General features: G+C 48.2%; 12 protein-coding genes. 6 read left to right on the plus strand and 6 right to left on the minus strand.

The annotated features are described in order from the left end of the window. The first annotated feature begins 221 nt into the window (after positions 1 to 221). Positions 222 to 680: a globin family protein gene (locus ACH19P_RS12970; RefSeq protein ID WP_462158947.1), complete on the plus strand. Its 459-nt coding sequence runs from the start codon at positions 222 to 224 to the stop codon at positions 678 to 680. A gap of 74 nt (positions 681 to 754) precedes the next feature. Here ACH19P_RS12970 and ACH19P_RS12975 read toward each other — a convergent pair whose 3' ends face one another. From ACH19P_RS12975 to ACH19P_RS13000, 6 genes are all read right to left on the minus strand, one after another. Next, on the minus strand, positions 755 to 1,204 hold the full coding sequence (locus ACH19P_RS12975; protein ID WP_462158948.1) for a hypothetical protein: 450 nt from the start codon (positions 1,202 to 1,204) through the stop codon (positions 755 to 757). A gap of 87 nt (positions 1,205 to 1,291) precedes the next feature. Further along, entirely contained in the window at positions 1,292 to 2,086 is a 795-nt protein-coding gene (locus ACH19P_RS12980) for a PhzF family phenazine biosynthesis protein (RefSeq protein WP_462159354.1), read from the minus strand. A gap of 53 nt (positions 2,087 to 2,139) precedes the next feature. Next, entirely contained in the window at positions 2,140 to 2,865 is a 726-nt protein-coding gene (locus tag ACH19P_RS12985; protein WP_462158949.1) for a hypothetical protein, read from the minus strand. 47 nt (positions 2,866 to 2,912) lie between these two features. Beyond that, positions 2,913 to 3,743 (minus strand): cobalamin-binding protein, encoded by an 831-nt coding sequence (locus ACH19P_RS12990; protein ID WP_462158951.1) that lies wholly within the window; start codon positions 3,741 to 3,743, stop codon positions 2,913 to 2,915. Further along, positions 3,743 to 4,339, minus strand: a complete 597-nt coding sequence (gene cobO, locus ACH19P_RS12995) for a cob(I)yrinic acid a,c-diamide adenosyltransferase (RefSeq protein WP_462158952.1) — start codon at positions 4,337 to 4,339, stop codon at positions 3,743 to 3,745. The genes ACH19P_RS12990 and cobO overlap by 1 nt, the downstream gene beginning before the upstream one ends. 1 nt (position 4,340) lies before the next feature. After that, positions 4,341 to 5,795 carry a cobyric acid synthase gene (locus tag ACH19P_RS13000; RefSeq protein WP_462159355.1) on the minus strand — a complete coding sequence of 485 codons (1,455 nt, stop codon included), beginning with the start codon at positions 5,793 to 5,795 and terminating at the stop codon, positions 4,341 to 4,343. A gap of 105 nt (positions 5,796 to 5,900) precedes the next feature. Here ACH19P_RS13000 and ACH19P_RS13005 point away from each other — a divergent pair, with 105 nt between their 5' ends. From ACH19P_RS13005 to ACH19P_RS13025, 5 genes are all read left to right on the plus strand, one after another. After that, positions 5,901 to 7,166, plus strand: coding sequence for an SAM-dependent methyltransferase (locus ACH19P_RS13005; protein ID WP_462158954.1), 1,266 nt, complete (start codon positions 5,901 to 5,903; stop codon positions 7,164 to 7,166). Beyond that, the gene (locus ACH19P_RS13010) at positions 7,159 to 8,127 is read left to right on the plus strand and encodes a methionyl-tRNA formyltransferase (protein ID WP_462158956.1); all 969 of its coding nucleotides are present in this window, start codon (positions 7,159 to 7,161) and stop codon (positions 8,125 to 8,127) included. The genes ACH19P_RS13005 and ACH19P_RS13010 overlap by 8 nt, the downstream gene beginning before the upstream one ends. Before the next feature lie 7 nt (positions 8,128 to 8,134). Then, complete coding sequence (locus tag ACH19P_RS13015) at positions 8,135 to 8,719, plus strand: phage tail protein (protein ID WP_462158957.1); 585 nt, start codon at positions 8,135 to 8,137, stop codon at positions 8,717 to 8,719. A 73-nt stretch (positions 8,720 to 8,792) separates the two neighbouring features. Beyond that, on the plus strand, positions 8,793 to 9,638 hold the full coding sequence (locus ACH19P_RS13020) for a sulfotransferase (protein WP_462158958.1): 846 nt from the start codon (positions 8,793 to 8,795) through the stop codon (positions 9,636 to 9,638). Next, positions 9,625 to 19,191, plus strand: coding sequence for an Ig-like domain-containing protein (locus tag ACH19P_RS13025; RefSeq protein WP_462158959.1), 9,567 nt, complete (start codon positions 9,625 to 9,627; stop codon positions 19,189 to 19,191). The genes ACH19P_RS13020 and ACH19P_RS13025 overlap by 14 nt, the downstream gene beginning before the upstream one ends. Positions 19,192 to 19,218 lie beyond the last annotated feature (27 nt).

The raw sequence follows: 19,218 nt of genomic DNA on the forward strand, positions 1-19,218 counted from the left end.
CACCTGTTAAAAATACTGTATATAAACACAGTATATATTATTTTTAGCGATGCACAAACGTCCAAATACTTCTCTGAATGAACAGCTACTCTGCCAGCCTAGCGCGTTATCAAGGAACCATAATGGAAACAAATATTGATATTTATCATCTACCTACGCGATTTTTAATTATTCATCTATAGTCTGATTAGTTATGCCGATTCAATCACCTAGGAAAATCTATGAGTCTGAGTGCCCACGATAAGCAATTGATTCAAAGTAGTTTCGCGAAAGTGCTGCCCATTGCTGATAAAGCAGCAGAAATCTTTTATAAAACGCTGTTCAGTTATGACCCTAGTTTGAAGCACCTTTTTAAAGGCGATATGAAAAAGCAAGGGCAAATGCTGATGTCGACACTCAAAGTGGCTGTTGATGGATTAGATGATCTCGAAGCGGTCGCAGGGGTATTGCAAAAGCTCGCCATTCGTCATGTCGATTATGGTGTGAAAATGGAAGATTACACGCCCGTTGGTAATGCCTTGTTGTTCACTTTAAAACAAGGACTTGGCAAAGACTTCACCCCGCAAACACGACAAGCGTGGAAAAATGTGTATCAGCTCATTGCTGATGTGATGCGCTCATCTGCGTATCCGAACTTTGATAAAGCCACTTTTAAAAACTACAAAGTGTATTATCGCTGAGCCAATCATAATGATTGCTATACGCAAAAAAGGAGATGCCAATCATCTCCTTTTTTGTGTCTGCTAATACGGTGTTAGTCTTTATCTTTGTCTTTTTCAGCTTTTTTGCCGAGAATTTCCACTTCTGCTTTTTCCGTTACACCAGCAACGCGCGTCGCGGTCGAACCAACAGATTCATATTTGAGCTTAATTTTATCCAGCTTTGCACCGTCTTTATTAGGCAGATTCAAACTGCGCGAAGACATACCTTTGTTGAGTATGCCTAGGTTGTCAAATTCTCTCTCCTCGCCATTAGACATATACACTGTGATTTTTTTGAGATTTACAGTGCCATTGGTGCATTTAATCTTTATGTGGCTAAAGTGACTATCAGCAAAAGGAGACATAGGATTAACCGTGTCAGTTTCTGATTTAAAACTCACCTTTTTATCCGCTATTTTTTCCCACTCACCATCACCTGCGTACGCAGTAAAACCAGAAAAAGTGAGTAACGTACTCAACAACATAGTGCTTATCAATTTCATACGAGCGTTTCCCTTTTCGTTACGAATTTAGACCACTAAGGTATAGCACAGGAGTACAACAAACTGTAGCAAGCCAAGTAATTAGAATTAAGAGATACAAATACGACCTTTAAGGTATAACTGCCCATAGCCAGACACTAAAACCCGCTCACCTTCGAGTTGGCAATACAGCTCGCCACCACGCGCCGACAATTGCTGTGCGCGCAAATTCACTTGCCCCAACGCATTAGCCCAATAAGGCGTTAAACCCGAATGAATTGAACCAGTAACTGGGTCTTCATCGCCACCATTAGCAGGCCAAAAGTAGCGCGATACAAAATCAGCGGTCTCCCCCTTGGCGGTAACTACCACGTCAAAAGGAGCCAGTTGTTTGAGTAACTCACTGTTGTAGCGCACCTTCTTTACTTCTTCTTCGTTAGCGAGCACTGCGAAATAAGCTTGGCGGTTACGTAGTACTTCAGTGGGTGCGATAGACAATCCTTCAAGCAGCGCATTAGGCACCTGCGTAATCATTTCAGGGCACTGATTTGGGAAGCTCATTTCAATACGACCATCATCGAGGCGGTCAACAAATAAGGTGCCTACTTCCTGAGTGATAAACTCAATACAGCCTTGGAAACCTAATTCATTAAAAATGACATAGGCAGACGCTAACGTTGCATGACCACAAAAGTCGATTTCAGTCAGAGGTGAAAACCAACGAATTTCATACTGGCCATGTTGACCTTGTTTAATAAATGCCGTTTCTGATAGGTTATTTTGTGCCGCAATTTTCTGCATGACGCTAGGTTCAAGCCAGTGAGTGAGTGGCACCACCGCCGCTGAATTACCGCCAAATTGCTGTTGTGTGAAGGCATCAACAACGTAGATATCAAGTTCCATGTTATTCATGATTGTGAGTTCCTTGTAATTCATATCACCGCATTAACAGCGACTTATTCCACTTTAGGTAGCTCTACATTACTCACTTCTGTGTACGGTGATAATTGAATTAATTTTGAGTAGGCTTTACCGTCATGCTGATAAATCACCATCATGCGATTATCACTAACTAAATCGCGGGAAATAATACGATCATATGCGCTGAGCACACGCTGATAGTTTTTACCATTGGGCTCACTGATATACAGTGATGCCGCGTCTTCTTTGCTCAATTTGTTGTCACTATTGGTGTCTTTGGCAATCACTTTATAGAAAATCGCCTTGGTGGGGCCTTCATAGTCATAGCCTCCGGGGAATAAAGTAATATCCAAAATAAGACGGTCAACTCCTTTAAACAGCCAAAACGCACTGTTATCTTGGGTGTTTAAAAACAACACATTTTTTGAGGGGTCGCCATAGTAGCCACCCTCAAACATGTTATAAGACTTGGATGCAAAAACCTCGACACCGACATTTTCCACCTCTTTGTTTTCAGACACCAAAGGCAATAGGATAAAGTCGCCTTGATTCACGGGTAATGGTCGGCCAATCACCCACTTCTCTTTACCCTGAGGATCGTCAGCGAGGTTTTCAACCGTGGGCGCGGCCTGTGTGTGATTAAAACGCAGCATTTGCGAGATAGCTTGATAACCAACAGCGAGCAAAATCAATAATGCGGTACCAAGGATTAACACCCCATTGATTCGCCACACCAGTTTAAAAAATTTATTATTTTCCATAACGCCTTTTCCTTTTTGTGTCTTGCGTTGCAATAACCGTCGCTTACTTAATGCGGGTTGATGGCCTCACATAAACTTTCAACGCCATCGAGTATGCGTGTGCTGTAACGATGCAACAAGTTGGCATCAATAGCGCGAATAGCGTTATTTTTCACCGCGGGAATGCTCTGCCACTGCTGCCAATCCACTGTTTTTTCCTGCGCGGCTTGTTCTGATGTCACCACAATCACATCCGGTTTAGCAAGCACCACGTGCTCTAGACTAATTTGTGGGTAGTCAGTGATGTTATCTGCAAAGGTGTTCTCGCCGCCACATAACTCAATTGCTTTGCCAATCAAGGTGTTGTCGTTCACCGTCATCATTGGCGTAGGCCACAACTGATAAAATACCTGCGGGCGCGACGATGAAGTATTGGCATACTGTTTTTGCAACGCGCCTAAGCGTGCTTCATAGGCGGATGCCAGTTGCTGTGCTTGTTGTTGACGTTGCACCAACTCACCGAGTTTGCGAATTTCCACAGCGATATCGGCGAGGCTTTTAATTTCACTCACATACAAAGGCACACCTAATCGTTGCAGCGCTTCGATATCGGCGGCTTTGTTGCCTCCTTGCCACACCACAACCAAAGTTGGCTGTAATGCAAGCACCTTTTCCAGCTGAATACCTTGGTGACCACCAATGCGCATGATGTTATTGGCGGCCTCGGGATAATCTGCATAGTCCACTGTAGCCACCACATCATCACCGGCACCAATGGCATACAGATTTTCCACGATGTGTGGTGCCAAGGCGATGATGCGCTGCGCTTTTTCCTGCGCGTCAGCAGTCGCTACAAATAGGGTAAAAACAATTAGCAATACAGGGAAATATCCACGCATCAGTAGTCAAACCCCGCGCGGGCTTTCACGCCGCTGTCAAACGCATGCTTAACGTTGCGCACTTCACTGACGGTATCCGCCAATTCAGTCAAGCGACGATGCGCGCCACGGCCAGTAATAATCACCGATTGCATCGTGGGGCGATTCGCAAGGGCTTCAAGCACTTCATCCAAGTCGATATAGTCGTAGCTAACCATGTAAGTCAGCTCGTCGAGCAACACCAGATCGATGTTGTCATCGGCAAGAAATTGCTTCGCCTGTTGCCATGTTTGCTGTGCGGCGTGGGTGTCGGCTTCACGGTTTTGCGTTTCCCACGTGAAACCCGTTTCCATCACTGCAAACGGCACACCGACTTGCTCTAGCAAGTTGCGCTCACCACATTCCCACAGCCCCTTAATAAACTGCACCACTGCCGCTTTTTGTCCATGACCGACACAACGTGCAACCGTACCAAAACCCGACGTGGATTTACCCTTGCCGTTACCGGTAATGACTTGCAGCACGCCTTTTTCGATTTGCGCCTGCTCGATGCGCTGATCCACCTGCTCTTTTACTTTTTGTTGGCGTTTTTTATGCTGTTCGTTCTTATCCGTCATGCTACGACTCCATGATCGCTAAAATTTTATTAATATCTAGATGTTGCTCACACACATCTGCTAAACGTGCAAGCTGTTGCTCGCGCTGAACATTCAAATCAAAACCTTGCCAGGTACGTGAATTATCAAGCCAAGATAGTACCCAATCACACCCTTGGGGGCTATCAAATAAGCCATGCACATAGGTGCCGGCAATGAGGTTATCCGCCGAGATAAAGCCATCGTGCCAATGACTTTCACCATCAGTTAGCTGAAATAAAGGCGCATCGAAAGCAGTGCCTGCACTGCGACCACAATGAATTTCATAACCACTGAATTGTGCTTCTGCACTGGCAACCGTCACTTGACGAGTGACTTTATCACTGTGTAACGTCGTCACAAATTCAGCCATGCCAAGGCCCGCCACTGCCCCCATAGATGACTCAACGAGCTCAGGGTCATCGATGCGTTGCCCTAACATTTGCATACCACCACAAATACCCAGTACTTTGCCACCGTATCTGAGATGGCGTGCAATATCGTCATGCCAGCGTTGCTGGCGTAAAAACGTTATGTCGAACAACACGTTTTTACTGCCTGGGATGATGACTAAATCACAGGGTGGAATACGCTGCCCCATGCGCACATACTGCACGTTGCACTGCGGGTGGTGACGCAAAGCATCAAAGTCAGTGTGATTACTAGTGTGAGGGAGTAATAAAATGCTGATATTCGCAGCGGCCTCATCATGACTGTTGTGCTCATCGATAGCATCTTCGGCATCGAGCGCTAAATCATGAATGTAGGGCAATACGCCCAATACCGGCTTTTGCGTGTATTCTTCGAGCCAGTCTAAACCACTTTTCAACAATCCCAAATCACCACGAAAGCCATTGATAATAAAACCTTTAATTCGATTTTGTTCAGACTCACTTAACAATTCCAAGGTGCCAACAAGATGTGCAAATACGCCACCTTTATCGATATTGGCCACCAGCACAACAGGGCAATCGACTTGCTCAGCAAAGCCCATATTGGCCACATCACCCTCGCGCAGATTGATCTCCGCAGGACTGCCTGCACCTTCAACTAACACACAGTCAAATTGCTGCACTAAACGAGTGTGGGATGCCAACACCGCCTGCATTGCCACTTTCTTGTAGTCTTGATATTGCGCTGCTTCCATATTGCTAATTGGGCGACCATGTAAAATCACTTGCGCGCCGGTGTCAGAATTGGGTTTGAGCAAAATGGGATTGAAGTCCACCTGCGGCGGTACTTTTGCAGCATACGCTTGCAGCGCTTGGGCACGACCGATCTCTTCACCTTGGGCTGTAACGGCACTGTTAAGCGCCATGTTTTGCGGCTTAAAGGGCGCCACTCGTTTGCCACGATTCACCAATACGCGGCAAAGCCCTGCTACCACAGTGCTTTTACCTGCATCAGATGCAGTTCCTTGAATCATCAATGTATTAATAACTAAGCCCTTTTTGTTAGGAGAAATATTTCATGTGATTACAGATCGTGGTAATCCCGCTGCGCGAGTATAGGCTATTGACAGGGCAAAAAAACTGGAATCCCCATGCAGGCTTTAAATAACCAAGCAGCACAGCGCCATGCCATCAAGGAAGAACAATTCGCAGGTTCTGTTGCTGGAATCTTTGCGCAGCAGCGTAGCTTACTAAAACAACAACTCGCAGTTACACAAGACAAAGCTTCCTTACGAGGCGATGAGTTAAGTGCTTTATGCTCAGACATTACAGCAAACATTTTAGCCTCGTCGCCGGAGGATGCGCCACATATCGAGCCAAAACTACTGCAATTGTTTATGGCTTTCAAGAACGTATATGACGGTGCGAATATCTCAAAAGCCGAACGGACACAACAATTTATCAGCAAGCACGGGCTAGTCATGTCGCCCGACTATTGTATTCACACCATTAAAGACACACGTCGCGTGAGCGGCTTCATTCGCGCCATTGATAAAGCACTTTCAACGCTTTTAAGTTGTGGCCAAGACAAAGTATTTATTGCCTACCCCGCATGCGGACCGTTTGCTCCATTACTACTGCCACTGTTGAGTTACTACCACCAACAAGGCATTACCGGTAAGCAACTCCAAGTGACCTTTATTGATTTGCAACCAGGAGCTATCAAATCCCTGCATAAACTCATCAGTGAGATGCAGCTACAACAATTTGTACAGCAAATGTATTGCGGTGATGCCTGTGACTACAGTGCTCCTATGCTCTTCGACATGGTTATTTGCGAGGCTATGCAGCATGGTTTTAGTCGTGAAGGGCACCTCGCAATCGCCCAACATTTTGCCAATCAGTTGAGTATGACGGGTTATTTTATTCCGCAACAAATAGATGTGCACGCGACCCTCACCGTGGCGCAACGGGAATACATAGAACAATGGCAACGCGAAGGACTTGATGATTTCGCTATCGAGCAAAAACGCTCGCAATGTGCGGCTGTGCGCACAGAATTAGGTATCGTTATGTCGCTTACAGCAAATAGCTTAACGCACATTGATAGCAAACAAATCGCGCAGCAGTCTTTGGTCACCGCTGGCAAGCTGAAAGTCCCAGAACTACCTGATCAACCGCAAAAGCAAATTCTGTGCTTATACACCCATATCACGTTGTTCGCGAATGAGAAGCTGAACATGTATGACTCTGGAATCACTCACCCACTTCCTGATCTCAGCGTCTGTATCAATTTTATCCCAAAGGACTCAAAGCCAGATGACACACTGGCTCGCTCTGGCGACACTCTGAGCTTCTATTACAGTATGAGTGGCTTGCCCGGGTTTATTGTCACGAAGAGCTTCTCTCATGAATAACCAACCAAGCGTTGTCGTCTATGCAAGCAGCCTTTTTGCTTGGCCATGCATTCAAGCTTTACACGAAGCGGGATACTTAGTGGGAGTGATCACCCCGGACCCACAGCAGCAAACAGGGCATCAAGCGCCTTTATTATTGCTACTGCATACACTCAAAATGCATCAAGTGCCCTTTGAGACGGTATGCAAGGACAACCTTACGTTGATCCCAAGCCACCTCACTCACTTTGATGCAGACATCGCTTTGTGTATGACGTTCAGCCACCTATTGCCCAAAGAAGTGTTACAACACTATCCTCTGGGAATTTATAACTGCCACGCCTCATCACTACCCGCCTACATTGGTCGAGACCCCATTTATTGGCAACTGAGAAATCAAGAAACGCACAGCGCCTTAACCTGGCATGCCATGAGCGAATACTTTGACCAAGGTGCGATTGTCAGCCAACTCGACTTGATCATCAACAGCGAAGACACCTATGCAAGTCTCACTCAGCGCTTTGCCTATTTGGCCCTAGAAAGCCTTATGCCTCTGCTCGATAAAGTCAGCAAACACCCAATTACCAACGCGCGTGCGCACCGTGAAATTCACCCTCTTGAGGCGCCCTTATTAGTCGTTCCTATCGATTTCAACGCCTTAGATGGATATGAAATCGATGCGTTAACGCGCGCAAGTAATGGCCACTTCGGGCGCGTGATGCTCGAAATAAAAGGACTTAATGTCGAGCTTATCCAAGCCACAGTAGTTGATTACCCCAGTTATGGTACACCTGCGGGCACAGTCGTGATGGTGTCACAAACCCAAGGGTTAGTCGTCAATACCAAACAAGGATGTGTTCGTCTGGATATCTTAGCCTGTGAGCTAGGTGTACTCAGCGGCGATCGACTCGCCCAGTTAATAAACTTAGATGCGGGCGAGCAATTATTGCGCTCGACCCACTACTCTTTGCAACACGCTTGAGGAGTACATGATGGAACCCTTTATTGCGCAAATACAGTCATTTGGGTTCAACTTTGCCCCTCGGGGCTGGAGTGAATGCAATGGTTCGCTGCTAGCGATTAGCTCGAACCCTGCTCTGTTTTCGTTGCTAGGAACGACATACGGCGGAGATGGCCGCACGACTTTTGCTGTGCCAGACTTACGTGGTCGCAATATGATGGGGCAAGGGCATGGACCAGCCTTAACTCCAAGGAAGATGGGCGAAAAGTTCGGCAGCGAAATGCACCAACTGAGCCAAAGTGAGCTACCAAGCCACACTGACATAGCAGAGCTAAGCGGTGTAACGGGTGTATTAAGTGTTGCTGCAAACGATACAGTGGCTGAGCACTTTGCCAGTGATGCAATAATGGCAACTCGCCAATCCAGCAAAAAGTTCTCGCCTATTTCCACTGTCCTTCATTGTGACGATGGACAAGCCCAAGATACGCTCACATCACGTGCAAATAATGACATAACAAACATTGAAGAGGGAGCCCCCTTCAATATCGTGCAGCCTTGCCAAGTGATTAATTATTCAATTGCTTTATTGGGTGTTTTTCCAACGAGAAACTAGAATTCATTAACAAACTTTTAACTGTTGTTGTGAGAAGCAGTACAAAAACAACGCAGCCGCATGGTGGGAAACTATGGCGCACTATCATTTTATATCTGGACTCCCTCGCTCAGGCTCAACATTACTGGCTGGCTTACTAAGACAAAATCCCCTTTTTCATGCTGCGATGAGTAGTCCAGTTGCGCCGTTAATTTCAGGTTGTTTAGAACAAATTGGCGCGGGCTCTGAGTTTGCCCCCTTCTTCGATGAAGCTAAACGCAAAGATTTATGCCAGAGCATTGTTAGCAGTTATTACAAAGATCAAAGCGATAAAGAAGTGATCTTCGATACCAATAGGGTGTGGACCGCACGTATGCATCAACTGGTGGAATTATTTGATGATTTCAAAATCATTTGTTGTGTCCGTAATCCAGCATGGGTGATGGACAGCTTTGAATGCATTTACCGTAAAAATCCGTTTGATTACAGCCGTATGTATTCACCTTCAAGTCGCCAAACCGTGTATACACGATGCGAGTCGATGGCCCATCATCAAGGCGTATTTGGCAGTGCATGGACTGCATTAAAAGAGGCGTACTATGGCGAATATTCTGAGCGTTTATTGCTGCTCGATTATGATTTGCTCACACAACATCCCGAGCAATCAATCCAGTTAGTGTATCAATTTTTAGGCCTACCCAACTTCAATCACAATTTTAACCATGTGGAATACCAAGAAGGTGAGTTTGATAGCAATATCGGTGTGAAAGGCCTGCATACAGTCAAAAAAGAAGTGAAATTTAGCCCTCGGCGAAGCATTTTACCGCCTGAGCTTTTTAGCAAATACAGTGAAATGGCATTTTGGCAAGACACCGCAGGCACTAACGCCAGTTTAGTGTGTGCCAAGCAAAGCCAAGGAGGTGAGCATGGTTCCCTTTAGATTAAATAAGTCCGCAGCACTTTTAATGCCGCTGAGCCTCGGCGCATTGCCTGCTCTCGCCAGCGGTTATGCCGGATATCTTCGGACCCAACCTACGCGACAATCCTCCACTTCAATTCACTCGCACGGCAAAGTGCCTCCTTCTCCAAGCCTCGTTGCTAAACAAAACGATGCGACAACAATAGTGACCATTGAGAAGGGTCAAAGCCACCGCCTTAATGAAGCGCTGTCATTGAAAAATAAACTCACGCTGATCCGAGGCACAGCTGCGGTTGAAGTCATGATCATTGATGCTTCACTCGAAGATAAGTCATTGTTTTACAAAGCTCTGAAACCCGGCATCGATGTCATTGAAATAGATGACTCGCAACCCATATTTTCGCAGCTTAATGACAAACTAACGCATTACTCGCAAATCGAAGCAATTCATTGGGTAAGTCACGGACAACAAGGTCAGCTGCACATTGGGCAGCAACACATAGACACCAATCAGCTGGAAAATTACCTCAACGATCTCAAGTTCCTAGGCGAAAAGTTAACTGCGAATGCGGATATTCAATTTTATAACTGTAACCTTGGCCAAGGTGAGCAAGGTGAAAAGTTCGTAGAATTGATTGCCGCCGCCACGGGCGCTGATGTGGCCGCATCAAATGACTTCACAGGAAATGCGAATCAAGGCGCTGACTGGGAGTTGGAAGTCGTAAGAGGGGATATCAACACAGACCGCCCCTTTAGTATTTCGGCGCTGAAAGATTTCTCATCCGTGTTAGGCATTCCTGGCACTATTCAGTTCACGGTTGCTGGTGATGTGGGAACATCGGGTGGCGCTGCCAGTTACAATGCAAGCTACACCAACAACGGCTTCACTATTATTGGTAACGGCACGGACATAGGTACTTATATCGGTGCAAACTATGATCAAATGGAAGCCGGTGCCGCGCCAAGTCAAAACTATGAGTCACAGCTCACACTGTATTTCAGCGCAGGTGAAAGCTTTGACGCAACCTCAATTTATTTGTACAACATCACCGCTGCGGGGGCGCGAACATTTACTATTACCTCTGATGTAGGGGGCGATCTCGCGACTTCACCTTCAATAAACTCATTTAGTGGCCAAGCTGTAACTTTAACTGGGTTCGAAGGCATCACAAAACTTTACATCACGCCAAACAGCCCTGCGCAATGGGGTGTTGACAACCTTGTGATGTCATTTAGTAACACCGACCCCGTCATTAGCATTGATAACACGGTGCTCGGTTTTACCGAAGGTACTGGCGTCACCCAAATTGATAGCGCCGCAACACTCAGCGACAGTGATGGCGATGCCGATTGGAACGGCGGCACGCTGGTGGCGCAAATTACTGCCAATAACGAAGCCGCGGATCAACTCTCCATTCCAGATAATGTCGTAGGCACCATCAACACCTCCGGCACCAGTTTACTTAATGGCGGCACGACCATAGGAACCTTAAGCGCCAGTGAGGGTACTGTTACAAATGGCACGTCATTAACGATTACCTTTAACGCCAATGCGACCAATGCCTTGGTACAACAAACGCTCAGAGCAATTCACTACAACAATACCTCAAACACACCAGGCACAAGTAATCGCACAGTAACCGTTACAGCCACAGACAAAAATGCGGCCAGTGCCATCGATACCCGCACGATTTCTGTTACGGATACCCCTGACAGCGATGGTGACGTGATTGCTGGCTCAACGGTTATTGAGCCTATTGGTCTCGACACCACAGCCGATACTGTTGGGGAAGCGGTTGATCTATTTGATTTTACTATCGTTGATGGTGGCACAAGTGATGGCCTGCCAATGACCGTATCAGACATAATCGTGCGGGTAGCCGGCACAACTACGGACACCGACAGGAGCAATATAACATGGCGCCTTAATGGCAGCGATGTGACGAATGTCACCGGTACCTACGATACAGCACTAGATCGTATCACTTTCAGCGGTTTAAGTATTTCCATTGCTGATGGCACCAGTGAAACCTACACGGTCAACGGTTACTACAACGACAACACCAATGTAACCGAGGACAGTAGCTTTATTCTCATTGTTGAGGGAGACGTCAATCTAACGATTGGCGCGAGTGGCACGCAAATGGGGAGTACACCTGCAATTACCAACAGCACGGGTGGCACGCTAGACGTTACCGCCACGTCACTCGTTTTCTCAACACAACCTTCGGGTTCCATATCTGGTAGTGCCCTCTCCACACAACCCGTTATTACAGCGCAAGACGCCTTTGGCAATACTGATGTAGACTTCTCTGAAACGGTGACGCTCACCGAAGCCTCAGCAGGTGTATTGACGAACAACACAACTGTTGCCAGTAACGGCATTGCCACGTTTAGCTCACTAACCTATACCGCCACGGCGGATCAACAGAGTTTCGTTCTAACCGCGAACGACCAAGATGGCGTTGGCTCCAACATTCCAAGCACAGACGCTAACAGTGTTACCTCAGATGTGGTGGCCACCAAATTGATCTATGCAGTGGAACCTGCACCAACAACAATTGCTTCGGGCCAACTCACTAGTTTCACAACCGTGCCCGTAGTGCATGCCGTTGATGCTGTCGATGTAATCGATAGCGGATATGCAACTGATATCACAATCAGTGAAGTCAATGGCCCCGCGACAGCAAATCTCAGTGGCACAGGAGACAAGGATGCGAATGCCAGTAGTGTCACAATCACGCCAAGTGCTGGTATTGCCACCTTTACTGGTTTAGACATTGAATACTCGTTAACGGGCGCACTTGATGAAAACTTCAATCTCAGAGCAATATCTGGAGGGTTAAGCAATGCTGACAGTGTACAAATCACCGCGACTGACACTGCCCCCCCCAGCGTGACGAGTATTAGCCTAGTTGGCACCCCCGTAGCAAATGCCAGTTCTATCACTTATACAGTGAACTTCTCCAAATCAGCATTGAACATTTCTAGCGATGACTTCACGCTAACCACTGTTTCCGGCACGGCAACTGGGGCAGTCGCTTCTGTGTCGGCAAGCTCGGGCAGCAGTGTCAATGTGGTTGTTAATACGCTCTCTGGTGATGGGGATGTGCGACTCGATCTTAATGCCAATACCAATATTACCGATAGTTCCGGCAATGGTAATGGCAACAATGGCTATACACCTGCCTATACCTCTGGCGATACACATACAGCCGATTTAATTGGGCCTACTATCACCAGTGTGAGCATACCTGATAGCGCTCACAAAGTCGGTGATGTAGTGACGGTATCCATTAGTGCGGACGAAGCTGGTGCGACATTAAACGGCGGCACGCTCAATGGCTATACGTTAACTAACTTCAGCGACTTAACCGGTGGTAGCTATTCAGCGCAATTCACGGTTGCTGACGGAGGAACTGATGTCGATGCTGCGAGTGATGTTGCAGTGAACATCACCCTCGAAGATGCTTTATCGAACCAAAGCAATTACACAACCGCGATAAGCCAAAGCAGCGATGCAATTTATGCCAATTTACCCAGTGTTACCTTAACGGTGGATAGCAACACGGTGGCTGAAAATGGGGGATCTGTGCAACTGAGCGCGAATCTCAACTCAAGCCTCAACAACGAATGGCCTGAAACCGTCACTGTCGGGCTTAGTTACTCTGGCACAGCAACCATCACCACTGATTACTCAACTCAGGCCAGCATCGATATTACTGCTAATTCATCGACTCAAGCGATAACAGTCACTTCAATTGCTGATGATCTCTACGATGCACTGAGCAATGAAACCATTATTGTCGACATTGATACTGTCAGCGTTGGGACAGAACAAGGAACACAGCAGCAAACTATCACGATTACTGATGAGCAATCAGCGCCAAGTGTCTTACTTTCGAGCGCGGCGGCAAGTATTAATGAAAATGGCGGCAGCACTTCGCTCACGGCAACTATTTCGAATAAAACATTTGAGAGCGTAATCGTATCACTTGGGCTCAGCGGCACAGCTACAAGTGGTACCGACTATAGCGCTCCAAGCGCAAGTATTACCATCCCTGCGGGTAGCATCAGTGCCAACGCGGCTCAAGGCATAACAGCCATTGATGACAGTATTGAAGATGTAAATGAACAAGTCATCGTGGATATCAGTGCAGTCAGTGGGGGTGGCGCGTCAGAGTCAGGTGTGCAGCAAGTTACTGTTGTGATAAATGACGATGACGACACCACGGCTCCGGCAATAAGTAGCGTACAAGTGCCAGTAGCTGGCACGTACACCGGCACTCAAGTAATGACCTTTACAATCAACACCGATGAAGTGGTCAGTGTTACAGGCTCTCCAAGCTTGAACATCGAGATTGCCGGTCAAACTAAACAAGCGCTGTTCAGTGGTGGCAATAATACTCAAGCGTTGCAATTTAGCTACACAGTAGAAAATGACCTTGAGGATGACGCCATCAGTGTGTTGGCGCTTGCCTTAAATGGTGGTTCTATCTCAGACGCCAGTAATAACGACTTAAATCTCGCCCTTAATAACGTGGGCTCACTGGCCGGAATTGTCGTCGATTCATTGGCCCCCAGTGTTATCAACGTCACATCAACAACAGCGGACGGCAGCTATACTGTCGGAGAAAACATTAATATCACTGTGACATTCAGCGAAGCAGTTAATATCCTTGGCGGCTCGCCGGAGATCACCTTAGAGACAGGAGCAACCGACAGAGCAGCCAGCTACACCTCAGGCTCTGCTAGCACGGCGCTTAGCTTTATTTATCAAGTACAAACTGGTGATGTCAGCTCAGATCTAGCCTACATCGGCACCACTGCATTAGCCAGCAATGGCGCAACGATAAGAGATACTGCAGGCAATGATGCGTCGCTCACTTTACCTGCTATCGGCAGTGGCTCTAGCCTTAGTGGCAGTAAAGACATCATCATTGACACGCAAGCACCGACTGCGCCAATTGTAACGTCACCTTCAAGTGTGCAAACAGTCACCACTTCAACAATCAATATTGCGGGCACACATGCCGAGAATAATGTCAGCGTTTCGTTGTATCTAGATGCCAATAATGACGGTGTAGCTGATAGTCCAACAGCATTAGATACGATAGTCGTCAGTGCTGGTCTATGGTCGTTCAGCACCAATTTACAGCTTGGCGCAAATGACTTCGTGGTCGCTGCTAGTGATATTGCGAGCAATCGCTCTTCAGATGTATCGGTACCGACGATAACCAGAGAAGAACCCAACCAAGCACCTGTTATTTCCGGCACGCCAGCCTCTGATGTGGTGGCTGGTCAAGCTTACAGCTTTGTGCCAACGGCCTCAGACCCTGAAGACGATACTCTGACATTCAGTATCGTGAATATGCCTTCATGGGCGAACTTTAACACCAGCACGGGTGCACTCACGGGTACCCCTGCAGATGCGGATGTCGGCAGCTTTGCCAATATTCAAATCAGTGTCAGTGATGGCGATTTAAGCGCGCAGTTACCTGCCTTCTCCATCACCGTCAATGCTGCAAATCAAGCGCCTGTCATTTCCGGCACGCCTGCCTCTGATGTGGTGGCTGGTCAAGCTTACAGCTTTGTGCCAACGGCCTCAGACCCTGAAGACGATGCTCTGACATACAGTATCGTGAATATGCCATCATGGGCGAGCTTTAACACCAGCACAGGTGCACTCACGGGTACCCCTGCAGATGCGGATGTCGGCAGCTTTGCCAATATTCAAATCAGTGTCAGTGATGGCGATTTAAGCGCGCAGTTACCTGCCTTCTCCATCACCGTCACTGCTGCGAATCAAGCGCCTGTCATTTCCGGCACGCCAGCTTCTGATGTGGTGGCCGGTCAAGCTTACAGCTTTGTGCCAGCGGCCTCAGACCCTGAAGACGATGCTCTGACATTCAGTATCGTGAATATGCCATCATGGGCGAGCTTTAACACCAGTACAGGTGCACTCATGGGTACCCCAGCAGATGCGGATGTCGGCAGCTTTGCCAATATTCAAATCAGTGTCAGTGATGGCGATTTAAGCGCGCAATTGCCAGCCTTTAGCATCACCGTCACGGCTGCGAATCAAGCGCCTGTCATTTCCGGCACGCCAGCCTCTGATGTGGTGGCCGGTCAAGCTTACAGCTTTGTGCCAACGGCCTCAGACCCTGAAGACGATGCTCTGACATTCAGTATCGTGAATATGCCGTCATGGGCGAGCTTTAACACCAGCACAGGTGCACTCACGGGTACCCCTGCAGATGCGGATGTCGGCAGCTTTGCCAATATCCAAATCAGTGTCAGTGATGGCGATTTAAGCGCGCAATTGCCAGCCTTTAGCATCACCGTCACGGCTGCGAATCAAGCGCCTGTCATTTCCGGCACGCCAGCCTCTGATGTGGTGGCCGGTCAAGCTTACAGCTTTGTGCCAACGGCCTCAGACCCTGAAGACGATGCTCTGACATTCAGTATCGTGAATATGCCATCATGGGCGAGCTTTAACACCAACACAGGCGCACTCACTGGCTCACCGGCAGATGCGGATGTCGGCAGCTTTGCCAATATTCAAATCAGTGTCAGTGATGGCGATTTAAGTGCGCAGTTACCTGCATTCTCCATCACCGTCACGGCTGCGAATCAAGCACCTGTCATTTCCGGCACGCCTGCTTCCGATGTGGTGGCCGGTCAAGAGTACAGCTTTGTGCCGACGGCCTCAGACCCTGAAGACGATACCCTGACATTCAGTATCGTGAATATGCCATCATGGGCGAGCTTTAACACCAGCAACGGTGCACTCACAGGTACCCCTGCAGATGCGGATGTCGGCAGCTTTGCCAATATTCAAATCAGTGTCAGTGATGGCGATTTAAGCGCGCAGTTAGCTGCCTTTAGCATCACCGTCACTGCTGCGAATCAGGCACCTGTGATAAACAGTCATTCGTTAACAGGCGAAGAAGACACCACTGCCACCTTGCTTCTAGATATAACTGATGAAACGCCAGACTCCATCACTGTGAGTGTGCAGACGCCGCCGATACATGGCAACGCAGAAATCATCGGTTTGCAGCTCAATTACACCCCTGATGAAAACTTCCAAGGGGAAGACTCATTGGTGTTAGTGGCCTCGGATGGCGAGTTACAAAGTGAGCCCACCACAATACTAATCACCATCAACGCACAAAATGACGACCCTGTTGCCGTGGATGATGCCTTTACGCCTGCTATGGCGGCGGATCACCGTTATGAACTGGATGTGCTTGCCAATGACTATGATGTTGACCAAGACGATGAGTTAACGCTGACATCCGCAAGCGCCGACATAGGTGACGTCAGTATTGTCGACAACATACTGGTGTACATTGCGCCTGCCGGGCTAACGGAGGCAATTACCTTGCGCTATCGCATCGCTGATAAAGCGGGTGCAGATGCTTATGCGAATGTGCGTTTTGCCGCCAGTGGTGATTTACCTGAAGGTTCACCTGTAATTACGGTGCCAGCGGATGTCAACGCCAACGCTACAGGGCTCTATACTAAAGTAGACTTCGGTACTGCTACTGCGGTTGATGCCCAAGGCAATGCGATTGCGGTGCGCTTGCTCGACAACCCCGTGTATTTCACTTCGGGTCTGCATACCGTGTACTGGCAAGCGACCGACAGTGAAAATCGCAGTGCCCTAGTGTCTCAACGTATCACCGTAAATCCGCTCATTAGCTTTGCAGCCGACTCGCTGGCCACTGAAGGCGGCGAGCATCGCATTAACGCCTACCTCAGTGGTGATGCCCCTGTGTATCCATTAGTTGTGCCATACACCGTTGCGGGCACCAGTGACAATGCTGACCATGCTCTCATGGCTGGTGAATTGGTGTTTAACGCCAAACAAACAGCATTGGTGTTCGATGTGTATGCTGATGGTCAAGATGAAGACGATGAAAGCATTATTGTCTCGCTATCAGAGGACGTGAACCGAGCGCCTAAATGGCAGCACACGGCGACTATTACTGAGCGTAATCTTGCACCACGTGTACACATCAGCGCGATGCAAAACGCGCAACCTCTGACGCTGTTCGCACTCGGTAGCGACATCGAATTGCACGCGTCGGTAACCGATCCAAACCACACAGATACTCACTCCTATGAGTGGCGCATTGAACCGACGGCGCCATTAACAGCCGTCCAAAGTGCCACAACGACATTGGATACCACAGCACTGGCCGTTGGTGTGTACGAAGTCAAAGTCACCGTCACTGATGATAACCCAACGCCGCTGAGCACGACAGTGACTGCACAATTGGATATTCGAGAGCAACTGCCTGAGCTGGGATCCGGCGACAGTGATGGCGACTTGATCCCTGATGACGAAGAAGGCTTCACCGACAGTGACGGCGATGGTGTACCCGATTACCTCGATGCCACGGGTGTATGCAGTGTACTGGCAGCCTCGCCAACACTGGATGAAGGTTTCTTAGTGGAAAGTGAGTTTGGTACATGTGCGCATGCCAGCAGCTTTGCCGATGGTGCCTTTGGCGGTGCACAGCTGCTACCGAGTGCCGTAGATAGCGATGAACAAACGCGCCATGTAGGCACACTGTATGCGTTAATCATCACAGATATGTCTATTCCGGGTGATAACGTCAGCTTTGTACTCCCACAGCGTCAACCCATTCCGGCAAATGCTATGTACCGTAAGTTCATTGATGGCACTTGGCGTGACCTAGTGATTGATGAAAATAATGTTATCGCCTCTGCACTCGGCAGCCGAGGGTTCTGCCCAGCTCCACAGAGTGAGGTATGGCAGCCAGGACTTACCCAAGGTCACTGGTGTGTGCAACTGACCTTGCAAGAAGGGGGGGCCAACGACGCAGATGCAACCATTAACGGTAACCTCATTGACCCAGGTGTTATTGCCGTTGCGCTGGATGCCAACCATATTCCTGTGGCGCAAGATGACAGCTATGAAGTGGTGCAAAACAGCACGGCCACATTTGACGCACTCAGCAATGACAGCGACGAAGACGGTGATCTCCTCACCATCGACAGCGTGGAAAGTGAATTTGGTGTCGCCACCGTCGTTGATAATCAAATCCATTATGAGGCGCCGATGATGTACCTCGGCGATGACGTGCTGCTGTACACCATTGCCGACAGCCATGGCAATACACACAGCGCCTTTGTACACGTAAGTGTGGTTGCAAACCAGGCACCTATTGCCAACGATGACGTGAGTGAAACTTGGTATCGCACCCGCGTATTTATTGACGTGCTTGCCAACGACACCGATCCAGAAGGGCAACAATTAACTCTGGTCTCTGCCGAAACTGACTTTGGTGAAGTCACCATCAATGACGACGGTACACTCACCTTTATCCCCATGGATGAATTCAGTGGTGACGCATTAGTGACTTACACGATTGCGGATGAACTCGGCGCCACTGACAGTGCTCAGATAGTCATCACGGTGGCACCGAAACAACCGCCAGTAGAGCCACCAAAGAACAAACTCAGCAGTGGTGCACTTATGCATCTACTGTGGTTGTTGGCACTTGTGTCGTTGTTCAGACTAAGAGTGTTTAAGCGTTAAAACTCATAGGTGCCTCTAACATGAGAG

The sequence above is a fragment of the Pseudoalteromonas sp. GB56 genome, from assembly GCF_054923835.1.